The 12,808-nt window shown below is 45.2% G+C and carries 9 protein-coding genes; 5 read left to right on the plus strand and 4 right to left on the minus strand.

Features of this window, described 5'->3' with window-relative positions:
* The first annotated feature begins 76 nt into the window (after positions 1-76).
* From QMA13_RS23295 to QMA13_RS23305, 3 genes are all read left to right on the plus strand, one after another.
* Positions 77-1,036: an aminoglycoside phosphotransferase family protein gene (locus QMA13_RS23295; RefSeq protein ID WP_282936129.1), complete on the plus strand. Its 960-nt coding sequence runs from the start codon at positions 77-79 to the stop codon at positions 1,034-1,036.
* Between the two features lie 38 nt (positions 1,037-1,074).
* Positions 1,075-1,278, plus strand: coding sequence for a hypothetical protein (locus QMA13_RS23300; protein ID WP_282936130.1), 204 nt, complete (start codon positions 1,075-1,077; stop codon positions 1,276-1,278).
* A 118-nt stretch (positions 1,279-1,396) separates the two neighbouring features.
* Positions 1,397-2,158, plus strand: coding sequence for a polysaccharide lyase family 7 protein (locus QMA13_RS23305; RefSeq protein WP_282936131.1), 762 nt, complete (start codon positions 1,397-1,399; stop codon positions 2,156-2,158).
* 97 nt (positions 2,159-2,255) lie between these two features.
* On the opposite strand, the gene QMA13_RS23310 is transcribed toward QMA13_RS23305, so the two are convergent.
* The 3 genes from QMA13_RS23310 to QMA13_RS23320 are packed head-to-tail and all read right to left on the minus strand — an operon-like array spanning position 2,256 to position 7,587.
* Positions 2,256-3,116: an NAD-dependent epimerase/dehydratase family protein gene (locus QMA13_RS23310; protein ID WP_282936132.1), complete on the minus strand. Its 861-nt coding sequence runs from the start codon at positions 3,114-3,116 to the stop codon at positions 2,256-2,258.
* A 24-nt stretch (positions 3,117-3,140) separates the two neighbouring features.
* Positions 3,141-4,352 (minus strand): enolase C-terminal domain-like protein, encoded by a 1,212-nt coding sequence (locus tag QMA13_RS23315; protein WP_282936133.1) that lies wholly within the window; start codon positions 4,350-4,352, stop codon positions 3,141-3,143.
* Positions 4,353-4,404: 52 nt separating this feature from the next.
* Positions 4,405-7,587: an alpha-mannosidase gene (locus QMA13_RS23320; RefSeq protein ID WP_282936134.1), complete on the minus strand. Its 3,183-nt coding sequence runs from the start codon at positions 7,585-7,587 to the stop codon at positions 4,405-4,407.
* Between the two features lie 312 nt (positions 7,588-7,899).
* Between QMA13_RS23320 and QMA13_RS23325 the strand changes: the two genes are divergently transcribed.
* Both QMA13_RS23325 and QMA13_RS23330 read left to right on the plus strand, forming a co-directional pair.
* Positions 7,900-9,570, plus strand: a complete 1,671-nt coding sequence (locus QMA13_RS23325) for a sensor histidine kinase (protein WP_282936135.1) — start codon at positions 7,900-7,902, stop codon at positions 9,568-9,570.
* The gene (locus QMA13_RS23330) at positions 9,542-11,116 is read left to right on the plus strand and encodes a response regulator transcription factor (RefSeq protein ID WP_282936136.1); all 1,575 of its coding nucleotides are present in this window, start codon (positions 9,542-9,544) and stop codon (positions 11,114-11,116) included. The genes QMA13_RS23325 and QMA13_RS23330 overlap by 29 nt, the downstream gene beginning before the upstream one ends.
* A 64-nt stretch (positions 11,117-11,180) precedes the next feature.
* On the opposite strand, the gene QMA13_RS23335 is transcribed toward QMA13_RS23330, so the two are convergent.
* Positions 11,181-12,782 (minus strand): type 2 periplasmic-binding domain-containing protein, encoded by a 1,602-nt coding sequence (locus tag QMA13_RS23335; protein WP_282936137.1) that lies wholly within the window; start codon positions 12,780-12,782, stop codon positions 11,181-11,183.
* Between the last annotated feature and the right edge of the window lie 26 nt (positions 12,783-12,808).

Below are 12,808 nucleotides of genomic sequence, written 5' to 3' on the forward strand. Positions count from 1 at the left end.
TAATTTACCACATTCGTTTCATGTTCGTCATTTATTTTGGTATTTCGACATTTTTCACAGGTAGAGCGAGGTTATAATGAACAACTTCAAATCAGTCATCAATCATGGGGAATTAGACCCTACGCAAGTGAACCTACAGGTTATTAATGAGTATACGAATGAAAACAAAAAATGCCTGTATCGATTTTCCTTCAAAAAGAATCCGGCTGCGTCTTATGTGTTTAAGCCTACAAACACAGCTGTAGAGGTTGATCAAGAGCTGTGGATGCAGGAGCATTTTAAAGCACTTATCCCAGCTGTTACTACGCCAGCTATTCTAGATTATTGCATAGATGAAGGTAAGCAGGAGTATTGGATGGTATTAGAAGATGCCGGTACTTTAACTCATACCTATTCTGAAGATATTCTGATTGAGGCAGCACGCACAGTGGTCAACTGGCATAAACTCCCCCCTTCAATTGAAATCAAGCACACCAAGGCGTTCCTCCCTTATATCGATGAGGCGCTAATCACAATTATAGAAAATGAAGCTCTTTATCGTGATTTGCTTGTCCATATGGGTGTACATAAACGCCAGATTGATGTGTTGTACGAACATCTATCGTCACTCCATGGTGTGTTCCCTACGGAGCAAACTGTTTCTCATGGTGACTTCCTATTTATTAATTTAGCTAGTAAAAACGGACGTTTTATAGTCCTCGACTGGGAGTTCCTACAAATAAATTCAGTCTATTTCGATCTATTCACCTTGATCGACATGGCAGTAGTCAGATATCGTATTAAGCCTAATAAACACATAAGGATGAATGTCCTCCAAACGTATATTCAAGAGAGAGAAAAGACCGGATGGCAGGCACCTGCACATTTTATTAAGAACTATCATCTTTATGTTCTTATTTATTCAGTGCTTACGTTAAAATGGCTGTTTAGCGACCTGGAGACTGGAAAATTTGATCGAGACTTGCTTTTAAAAGAGAAAGAAGAGCTCACAGCCATTATCAGTGATTGTCTAGAATATATTGCTGAAGGACCCTGATGAAAGAAAACTCATTATAAGGAGCATTCACAGTTGTTATGAAAAGTCGCTTGGTCGGAAATCATCCGTCAGCGGCTTTTTTTTGCTATGGGTCATTGTGCAGCCTCATTCAACATTTCGAGAACCCTTCGACTGTCATTCCTTTTGACAGCGGCAGGTTCTCACCAAAATGGTTGCTCATCTCAGGATTTTTCAGCGCAGACAGTATCGTGATTGATTTCAGCAAAACAACAAAAGTTTAGAGCAATTGAGTGAAACAAAAGGGATGGAATTTAGTATAAAGTGGATTTAGAAAACGTTTACAACGTAGTTAGTCAGGTCGTACACGTTTTCAACTCAAACGAAGAGAGGATGAGGATAATGAAACTGGCTTCGCTCGGGAAGGTAAAAAAATTGGGTTTGGCGCTTGGTTTGACCGTATTGTTGAATGTCCCTGTATTGTCGATGGTAGGTGCTGCACCAAATATTGATTATCATATTTGGTTATTACAGCAACCGGACGGATCAACGATAAGTTCGTCGCAATTGGTTTCGGGGTATTCAAGCAAATATTTCTATACAGCTTCCGACGGAGGCCAGGCGTTCATGGATCCTAAGACGGGTTCTACGACCTCAGGCTCGTCTCATCCTCGTTCCGAGATGCGGGAACAAACGACCAGCGGAAGCAACGCAGCTTGGAGCTGGTCTGGAACTAACACCATGACGAATACAGCTGCTGTCACGTTACAGGGTGGCGGCTCGAGCGGCGTAACTACTATCGGTCAAATTTTTAACAGCACCGATTCTATACCATTGGTCGAATTGGAGTATCAGGCAAACGCCAACTCCAAAGGCGGTAATTTCAGAATATTATATGAAGAAGCAAAGGGAGCAGGTACCTATACCGAATTAAGCACCAAAGCTGCTTTGGGTTCAAAATTCACTTTTGATATGTCGCTTTCAGGTGGCGTGGCGACCGTGAAAATCAATGGCTCACAGGTATTTTCTAAAACACCAAGCTTCTCAGGAAAGAAATTCTACTTCAAGACGGGCAATTACGATCAAACAGCAACATCTGGCTCGGTAAGCACAACACCTTATACTACTGTTGAGCTTTATTCTGTCAGCGTTGTACACAAGTAAGCTATCTAACCGCCGCTCTTATTCATAAGAACTAAAAGTCGGACCAAGCCTTTGCTGCAACGATACGCAGTAGGCTTGGTCCGACCGATATACCCTATTAAAGAGCGGTATCTTTCCAAGAATAAGCTGGCTTCCAATTCAAAATCGAATTCGCCCTGGCGTTGGATACGAATGCCGTAAGCTTATCGGGAGTCAGGTTTGAAAAAGGCACCTGCGGATAATACTTTGCTGCCAGATCACGGATACTTTCACTGCTTAGAATATCGCTAGACGTAATGTTAAGACGGCATGCCTCTGAGGTTTCACTGCATTCTGACTCTAGGGCCATCCGGCAGGCGATTGCAGCATCACGTGCATCTACATAACTCCATAGCGTACGGTGATGTCTCGCGGTATCGCCAAACATCGAGATCTCCCTTGCATATTCCTCCGGGGCAAGAATTAAGGAGAACCGCAAGGCATAGACCTGCATATTCACCCGGCGGGCGAACATATCTCCCGTCTGCTCATTCACCTGCTTGGACAGGCCATAGCTTTCCTGCGGCAGCAGCACATGATCCTCGTCTACTGGAAGCCGATGTGGTGCGAATGGGTGCTTCGCCCAGCAGAAGCCATAGGCGGATTCACTAGATCCGAATACAACCCGTTGGATGCCCAGTTTAGATGCCGCCTCCATAATGTTATAGGTGGACATGACATTGTTGGCAAATATCCGTTCAGGCGAAAAGTTAATGGGGTTCGGCACGGCTGCCAGATGAAGTACTGCACCCGATTCGGCAAGAATGCCATAAACTTCACCAAGCTGATTCAAATCTCCCTGAATATAACGGGCATAGCGGTTGCGGCTGCTCTGCGGTCGGGTATCGGTTCCAATAACCCTGTAACCTGCATTATTGAGCTCTTCCACAACAAAGCGTCCAAGCTTGCCCTCCGATCCCGTAACGACAATATTCTTCAAAACGGTTCCTCCTTCTGGTCAAACTTACGGACGGATCAGTGTTCCATCCGGCTTTCGGTCCAGCTTATAGGGATGATGATAGGATTTCAATGAATCCGGGTTTCCAAGCAGCGCTTTTGCCTTCATCTCATCGAAGTCAATACCAAGTCCGGGCTTTTCGCTAAGCTTCAAATGCCCCTTTTCCAATACTGCAAGTCCCGGGAATACTTCCTTCTCATGGGAACGAAAATGATTAATTTCCTGTATACCGAAGCTCATGCTGGACATATCCAGATGAGCAGCCGCTATTTGATTGACGGGGTCATTCTCTCCCCCCTCCTGCCAAGCGGTTCGAACGCCAAAAGCTTCACAAACTGCAGCGATTTTGCGGCATGGGGTAATGCCTCCGGCTTTGGAGACGCGCATCCTGACGAAATCGATCAGCCGATTCGTTACCAACGGCAGCCACTCTTGAGGATGAACGAACAGTTCACCTATCGCTTGAGGCGTGATGCTTGTCTCTTTTACCCTGCGATACCACTCCGTATGCTCCGATTGAAGCAAATCCTCTAAGAAAAACAACCTGTAAGGGTCGAGTAATCTGGATAAGGTTACGGCCCCGGATGGCGTCAAATGCTCGTGAACGTCATGCGTGAAGTTCAGATTCATGCCGAAACGTATGCGGAGCTTTTCGAACATGTCGGGTATTGCCGTGATGTACTTAGCTTCATCGAATACACTTGCAGAGGGAAATTGATTCATGCCCTGCGAAGCTACAAAGCCGCCTCCACCGTAGCCGCCAAGCTGGCAGCGGATCACACCGAATCCTTGCTCCTGGTAAGAGCTGACATCTTCCTCCAGCTCCTCATAGGTTGCGCCATTGGCATGTGCATAACAAGGAATGGCCGAGCGAACCGCCCCGCCCAGGAGCTGATATATCGGCAGCCCCGCTTCTTTGCCCTTGATGTCCCACAGCGCCATGTCGATTCCTCCCATAGCCGTGTGAAGCGTCGAACCATTACGCCAATAACCGCTGGTATACATGGTTTGCCATAAATCCTCGATTTGACTGGCATCCCGGCCAATAAGTAGCGGAGCCAGCAATTCCTCCACTATACTGACCACGGCTCCGGGCTGATACATATCACTGGCAGACCCAATCCCGTAGAGCCCATCCTGGTCCGTCATTACTTTCAAGATAACCCAGCTTCCGTCATGCCTTGTACGAATACATCGAACGGCTGTAATTCTTGCCATTCTGCGTTCCTCCTTCCAAGCGCTTTAGCTAATTATCCGTTCTTCCGCTTGTTTAAAAATAGATTTTGACGGTCTTGATTTCAAATGGCCGGAAATCCAGTGTAAGCTCTGTTCCGTTCGGCACAAGCTCCTCCAATTCTTCCTCCAACAAATTAACTAGCGAGACTCTCTTCGGTGTCATCCCAAGCTTTAGCTTTGCTCCTTGGACAGCGCAGCGCTCCGCTTCATAAAGACGCAATACAAAAGCGTCATCTTCTTCCGATGGTTTCACTGCTTCAATAATGACATGCTCAGCGTCTATTGCCGCTAAAGAAGTAAAGGATAGTTCGGATGCACCTTGTATCGTCAACGGCGGTACATTCAGTTCGTAGGCCGGGCGGACAACATTCTTCACATCAAAACCACTATGCGGAAGGAAAGCGTAAACCAGCTCATGCATTCCTACATCCCCGCGCGGGTCTGGATGCGTGCCTCCTTTATGCAAGGTAAGTCGGAGATCCGAGCCTTCCACGGAAATTCCATATTTACAATCATTAAGAAGAGCCGTTCCAAATCGGGATTCCGACAGATCGCTCCATTTGTGGGTGCAAATCTCAAACATTCCCTGTTCAATCGATGTATTGGTATGCGTAGGTCTTTCAACATGACCGAACTGGATTTCATGCCGTGCACTTTGTGAGAGCAGATTGACATCAAATCCTACTTTGAGCAGTTGATGCGGATCTTTCCAATCAATGATCGTTTCAAAATCAACCTGCGGGCTGTCTGAACGGAAGACCATGTCCTGTAAAAGTGTTGAATGGCGCCCAATCCGGTAATGGCTGCGGATTCGCAGCTGCAAAGGTCCATCCGCCACAACCTCACGGCTTATTAAATCCGTCTGCAGCTTTAATTTGGTGGCTATATCCCGGTCTATATCCCAATTATCCCAGGATCTCGGGATATCCTCACCCATGAGCAAGGCATTAAGGGGGTCGGTACCTGAACGTCGAAGCTTGCGACCGGAGGAACGATCCACAAAGGAGTCGATATATCCGTATTCATCGAATGTCACGATAGCAAAGGGCGTTTCCAGTCTTTGTCCCTCCAGCTTGAAAGGAGAATTACCGGAACTGCCACTACCATTACGCAGCCTCAATGTTATCGCACCCATAGCGGGCACGCTGGTTCCGCCGATAAGCAGCTTCTCTCGGCCGGCAATATCCCGGATCCACTGCCAACTATATGCCGAATCTGCCGGGACCATGCCCACAGGAACCTTGTCCAGTACAAGCGTGCCGCAGCGTTCCCAGCTCAGCGTATTCCATACCGTCACTGCTTCTACTGGAGATGCTGCCGTTTCCGAGAGCAAGGTGATCGCTAGCGCTTCTGCGTCCGAGATAACATCACCTACCTCTTGAATCGCACGATCGTGTACTTCCGGAATGGACGTGCCCGGCAAAATATCATGAAACTGATTAATTAACAACAGCTCATACAATTCCTCCCGGTGCACTGCCGCCTCAGGAGCCAGTGATCCTTCCTCTAAACGCCGAACGACCTCAGCCAGTTCAACCGTCCGAAGGGCGAATTCCGCTTTACGGTTGTTTCGCTTGATTTGGTGCATCTGGGTAAGAGTTCCACGGTGTCCTTCCAAGTACAATTCACCCGAATGAATCGGCGGAACGTAATCACTTTCTTCGACTTCCTTCATAAACCGGCTTACTGATGTATGTTCCGCACGAGGAGCTCCTTCCACATCCCGAGTCCTTCTGGCCATCTCCAGCATCTCATATTGTGGTCCTCCGCCTCCATCTCCGAAACCATAGGATACAAGCCGTCGCCCCAGAGCTGAACCTGACGGCCTTCCATTAATGTTGGAGCCGTTGCTATTGTAACCCGCACCATAAATCCGCTGGATTAGTGATCCCGCATCAGGCCAGCAGTGAATGAAGTTAAAGTGGGATAGCACAGACGTTCCGTCTAAACCACGCCATGAGAATGTAGTATAAGGGAACACATTCGTATCATTCCAGGATAACTTGGTGGTCAAAAAGTATTTCACTCGTGATCCAGCCATAATCTGCGGTATTGCCGCACTGTATCCAAATGTATCCGGAAGCCAGAACACATCCGATGTATAGCCAAAATGCTTCTGCGTATACTTTTGTCCCTTCAGAAACTGCCTGACCATCGATTCACCGGAAACCAGGTTGCAATCGCATTCTATCCAAACTGCACCGTTGGGCTCCCAACGCCCTTCTGCAATTCGTTGTTTCATTCCTTCAAATATGGAAGGGTAATGACGCCGCATTAATTCTCCGTGAAAGGCCGAGCTTTGTACGAAGGTGTATTCCGGATACTGCTCCATTAAACTAAGTACGTTTGCGTAGGTGCGTGCGCACTTGCGAATCGTTTCATCCCGAGTCCATAACCAGGCAGTATCCATATGTGAATGCCCAACAATGCCTGCGACAGGTGCGGAATCGCCGTTTTTTGCAGATAGCAGCGGATTCATGATCTTAAGAGCCTCTGCTAATAAGGGTCGCCACTCGCTTTCCAAAGCTTCGTCTGGAGACTGAACGACTACCTCATATACTTGAAGCAATCCTTCAATAACCCTCGATCTGCGAAAAGCGTCAACGGCTGCAGCAGCAGCTAGCTGATTCAGAGTACGCAGTCCAAACACAAAATTCTGGACATCTTCGCGCAGAAGCATAACTTGTACGGATCGGTAAACTCGCTTGAAGCGGTTGTGATATCCGCCGTTGGAATCATAGGTTTGGTAGGGCTGTGTTCCATAACAAGGATGTCCTGCGTACCCTTCCAACGCTAACACCAAAGTTTCTCCACCATTCGCTCTAGACGTAAGAAGGAGCGTATGGTGGTTCCCGCGGTTTTCAGCCTCCTTAGGATGTGTGAAGATTCCTCGCGGCTTTCCATTGACCCAAAAAAGTGCCTCCACCGCATCTGTTTCTGCACGAATATATATATCTTGACCATCCAATTCCATAGGAACTGTAAAAGCTCCTTTAAACCAGGCGGATCCCCATTCATTTCCCCAGGTCATTCCCGAATAAGCGGGCTGCCAAGCTTCCGACTCGGCCGGTACCTCATACAAATGTTCTTCTGTTTCCATGTAACGGACCGGTATCTCGCTCTTCTGTTCGAAAATAAAATCTGCATAATTTTGCTCAATCTTCTTCAATTTATCCAAGGTTTTCGCTATGTGACGCTCATGAATGATGCTAATCATGTTCTCCTCCCTTTTGGCTACTATTTCCTGTTGATCGACACGAACTGATTATAACATCCAACTATACACCTGTAAATATAATGTATATTCATATATAATATATATACTACTAATTCCGTTAGTTGTATTAAAGTTTCGAAATTGAGTATGAAGGGATGCATACCGTTGAAGACCAAGATCCAAAACCAGTTTTTCCTTTACTATCTTTTTCTGACCATTCTTCCCTTGATAGCCCTTTCCTACTTTTCCTATTTCAACATCAAAACGAACTCTCAAAAAGAATTAATCAATTCGATTTCGTTTGATTTAAGGGTGAGTCAGTCCTCTTTTGATACACTATATGCCAGACTTCAGAAATATATGGACATCCTGACCAACTCTACAACCTTTTACAACACAGTGATGTCGACTTCTACGGATTTTGCGAAAGGACGTGTTGAACAAGCAAAGTTCCAGGCATCTATGAATTTTGAACCGCAATTTAAGAGCTTGTTTGCAACCGACGATTTGATTTCAGCCGTGCTGGTCGTGGTTCAAGGGCGTGTGGTATATAGCTATCGAGACTTTGTCTCGGTTACGAACGATCTTAAGCAGGACCCGGTCATTATTAATACGGTCAATACCCCGGACATGCATTGGTTCAGCAATCAAAATAGCCCCTTCGGTTTATTTGAAGGTCGTTATACGGTAATAACGAAAAATATTTATGATATTTTGGGAAACAATCCAATGGATAGCATCTGCCAACTCGTTATCTTGATCCCCCAATCCAAAGTCACCGAGATGCTGAACACCCACCTTCGATTCGCTGATAGCATCATCCGAGTTACCGATAAGAATAACCATATCGTTGTCAGTAATGAAGGCGATCCCCAAGAAAATGAGGGATTTTTTCAACGGTTATCCCAACAAACACTCATGGATCCATATGCTTCCCATACGGAATTCGTCGATGATTACCTAGTATTGAATAGCTATTCGAATACGACACATTGGCATACCGTTCAATTATCACCCTCGAAATATGTGACAAAAGCATCTTCTGCGATTATTGTTTTTACCACTTTTTTAGTTATAGGCTTACTGATCTTTATGTTTTTGTTTTCCTTTTTTATCTCTAAAGAAATCATCCTTCCTATCAAGCGTCTGGCCTTTGCCATGAAAAAGGTAGGCGAGAAAAATATTACGATTGAGGTAGCACATGCATCGGGGAATGAAATCGCTGAAATTACGAATGACTTCAATCAAATGGTCAAGCGGATCGACACTCTTTTTAAATTGACTATTGAAATTGAAGGAAAGAAACGCAAATCCGAGATAGAAATGCTGAAGTATCAGATAAATCCGCATTTCTTGTACAATACCATCAACTCGATACGATTCTCGGCGATGAATCATAAAGACGAGGTCACCGCTCATATGCTCGTTACTCTCAGCCGGCTTCTGAGAAATACGCTTAGTCATACCGGCAACGACATTCCTTTGGAGCTGGAAATTCAGAACATCAAGGATTATATCCTGCTGCAGCAACTGCGATATAGTAACAAGTTAAATGTAGATTACAGCATCCAAGAAGATACGGAGCATTTACTTGTGCCACATATGATTTTACAGCCTATCGTCGAAAACTCCATTTTGCACGGCATAAGTCACAGGCTGAACTTGGGGGAATTCGCGAGCATCATGATCTCTTCCTATATCGTTGACTCAAATATTCATATTGTATCGATTTATGACAATGGTGTGGGTATAGCAGCTTCCATACTGAGCAGCATACTTGATCAGCACCATCCCCCTATGGTTTCCGATACATTGCACATCGGACTCTTGAATATTCATAAACGAATCCGTCTATTATACGGGGAGCCCTATGGAATCGAGCTAGAAAGTGTACAAGGTGAATATTGCTGCGTGAAGCTCATTTTACCCATACTTAAAGAAACGGAGAAGAATAATGATCAAAACCATTATAGTCGACGATGAACCTTACGTGAGGCAGATGATCCGGAGTATGATTCATTGGGAAGCCTTATCATTGGAGCTGGTTGGCGAGTATTTCAACGGTGAGGACGCGTATCATGCGATCAGAGAAGACCCTGATATCGATTTGGTCATTACAGATTTAACCATGCCAGTTATGGATGGTCTGGAGCTGATTAAATCCTCCTTAGCCTACCGACAAGAGCTGAATTTTATAGTTATCAGTGCCTATGACGACTTTCATTTGGTCAAGAATGCTTTCATGCTTGGTGCAAAAGACTACCTATTGAAATCAGAAATGACGCAGGAGCAGCTCCATCAGGTTTTGGGCAGCCTGAGACTTCAAGAGCGCAATGGCTTGGCAGTCAAGACGAAAGCAGATCACTTAGATAGGGAGCTGGTGAGGGAAAGCCTGATCAGCAGGCTCGTCACAGGAAATATTCAACCCACTGAGCTGAACACCCTCAGAGAATTGTTGGGCAAGCACAAAAGGAATCGCCTTGTCCTGATGAGCATGAAATTGATCAAGATAGATAGGAATACCCCCGAGCCTAAATCATCCTGTAAGAAGGAACTTTCCGAGTATTTAAGATCTACGGAGAATAGGCTTGTCAACAGGAATGATATACATTATGAGATCATCCAAACCTCCCTCTACGAGTACGTCACTCTCCTGCTGTATTCCCATCAGGAATCCGATACTGCTATCATGAATCAGCTGAAGGAGACCTATCGTCATTTCAGTCTGCCGGGTTACCTTGTAAATATGGGCATTAGCAGTATGGAGGTTGATTTCTCAAAGCTTCCTCAGCTTATGTCCGAGGCGGAAATCTCCCAGAATTATTGTTTTATTGCAGGAAACGGCTCCATCATTCGCTATCGAACCGATTTTAAAAAGTCGTCGCCGATGGAGATGGATATAGTGAAGCAAACATCCAATCTAAAAAAGCTTCTCAGCTCCATCCTCTTTGACAATAGCAAGGCAGAGCTTGACGGCATTTTGGTTTCACCTCAATCGGTAAGTGCGAATCAGCTCCAGATGATTCAAGACCTTTATATGAAGTATCATTTTATTGTGATTGACTTTGCCCTGCAAAACGGACTTTTTAATGAAATCAAGCATTTAAGCCACGCCTATGAACAGCACCTGAAATGGTACGGCGACCTGAGCTCCTTAAATGATTGGCTTGCATCGGTGATGGCTGTGTTCAGGTCAAGCAAGGGCGACCACACCATTATTAATCAGGTCAAGCACTATATGGAGCAAAATTATGGAGGTGATGTCAATCTGCAGTCGGTTGCGCACAAGTTCAGTATCAACAGCAGTTACTTGAGCCGGTTATTTTCGGAAAAAGAAAATATAACCTTCGTGGATTATTTGGCGAAGGTCCGCATAACCAGAGCTATTGAGCTTATCAAGACCTCCAATCTCAAAATTTATGAAATTTGCAGCGAGGTCGGCTATACTTCTCCAGAGCATTTCAGCAGGATGTTTAAGAAAATAACGGGGAAAAGTCCGAAACAATTCATGGACGGCAGAACAATATAGCAAATATAAAAACCACCGGCGCCGCCGGTGGCTATATTAGAAATTATGAATGCTTCACTTCTGCCTATTTGTTATACAAACGATTAGCGTTTTTAACCAGTTCATCCCCCATTTGTTTCTTCCAGTCTGCAATAAATTTATCAAAATCCTCAATGGTCTTTTGTCCGACAATGACGGCAGTGTACATCGTGTTCCATTGGGTTAAGTAGGTTTGGTTTTTGATATCGAGATTCTCTCCGGATTCCGAAAGAATCGGACCCTCGACGGTAGGCTTATCGTTGGTTGCGAGATAATCAACATGATTCGAACCATATAAGCCATCTTTATCAGAAATCAGCTTCTGTCTGTTATCTTGAATGTATGGAGCGAGAGTTGCTTTGTTTACCTCGTCGGTAGGGTCAAACTGACCGTTGAACGGCCATCCGAAGCCTTCCTTCGCTTTGGCGTCATTGGTGCCAAACTCTTTCTTCGTCACAATCGCCCCGTTGACCATCGTATAATGCTTATCCTTCAAGCCATATTTAACTAGCGTATAAAGCTCGGGGTCGCTGAATATTTTATCCCACGCTGTCATAATAGCATGCAGCTTATCTCTATCTTTCTCTAATGCCTTGCTGAAGAACGTGATGTTACTGAACATAGAGGCGTTAGCCACAAGCGGCTTGCTTCCGTCTCCCAGGGTTGGGAATGGAATCCAATCGATCTTGGCATTCGGGAAGTTGGCAAGCAGCTTGTCTCCTATACTCCCTTCATCGAAAGGCGGACGAATCTGGTTCGTTGTATTGTAGTATTGGAAGAAGATCGAATTTCCATTGACAAACTCATTGACAGGGGCAGTAGTGTTCTGGTACATCGTGTAATACTCAGGGTTGATGTAGCCTGCCTTATACCATTTGTTAAGCTGCACAAGAGCATCACGCATGCCCGGCATAAACGGGGAATACTGCAATGTTTTATCCTTATAAACCCATGCGTCTCGTCTAACCCCATAAGCGGACAGGAAATAATACATCGCCTGATTCTCACCGCCGTTTTGGACCGTAAGCGGGTATTTTTTCGGGTATTTTTCTTTGTATAATTTCAGCAATTGATCCCAGTCTGCAATGGTTTTGGGCATACCGACCCCTAACTCCTCCAGAATATCGGTACGAATGACGGCACCATAGGGCAGTGAATTATTCAAATTGCCGTTGTTAAAGCCTTTCAGCTTTCCATTTCTAGACCATAATCCTAAGATATGATCTTTTTGAGAACCTGCTCTGCTTACAAATGACGCATAAATATTAGGCGCATATTGTTTAACCTCTTCTTCTGTCAAATCAGCCGCCGAATTAAAAAGGGCGTCACTGCTAGAAATATATCCTCCATATACGTCAGGCATTTCTCCAGATGCCATGAATAAATTGAGCTTTGTATTATAATCATCGTCGGGAACAGCCGTAATTTTCAGATTCACGTTACCCAGCTTTTCATTGACCTTCTTCATGACTTCAGTGGTCGGATCAGGCTGAATTCGGATAGTAAACACGTCTGCAGAATATTTCTTTTGGCCGGTATCCTCATTGGAAGCTCCGTTGGGTGCAGATGAGGAACAAGCCGAAGCGACAACCGTAACGGCCATAAACAAGCTGAGTGATGCTGCTGGCAGCTTTTTACCTTTGTTCATACATAGTTTCCCCTCTTCTTATAGTA

Source organism: Paenibacillus sp. RC67 (assembly GCF_030020805.1).
Classification (GTDB): Bacteria; Bacillota; Bacilli; order Paenibacillales; family NBRC-103111; genus Paenibacillus_S.

Excerpts from the sequence above, each read along its gene's own strand:
- QMA13_RS23295 (WP_282936129.1), top strand. The coding sequence starts at position 77 with ATGAACAACTTCAAATCAGTCATCAATCATGGGGAATTAGACCCTACG.
- QMA13_RS23300 (WP_282936130.1), top strand. The coding sequence starts at position 1,075 with ATGAAAAGTCGCTTGGTCGGAAATCATCCGTCAGCGGCTTTTTTTTGC.
- QMA13_RS23305 (WP_282936131.1), top strand. The coding sequence starts at position 1,397 with ATGAAACTGGCTTCGCTCGGGAAGGTAAAAAAATTGGGTTTGGCGCTT.
- QMA13_RS23315 (WP_282936133.1), bottom strand. The coding sequence starts at position 4,352 with ATGGCAAGAATTACAGCCGTTCGATGTATTCGTACAAGGCATGACGGA.
- QMA13_RS23320 (WP_282936134.1), bottom strand. The coding sequence starts at position 7,587 with ATGATTAGCATCATTCATGAGCGTCACATAGCGAAAACCTTGGATAAA.
- QMA13_RS23330 (WP_282936136.1), top strand. The coding sequence starts at position 9,542 with ATGATCAAAACCATTATAGTCGACGATGAACCTTACGTGAGGCAGATG.
- QMA13_RS23335 (WP_282936137.1), bottom strand. The coding sequence starts at position 12,782 with ATGAACAAAGGTAAAAAGCTGCCAGCAGCATCACTCAGCTTGTTTATG.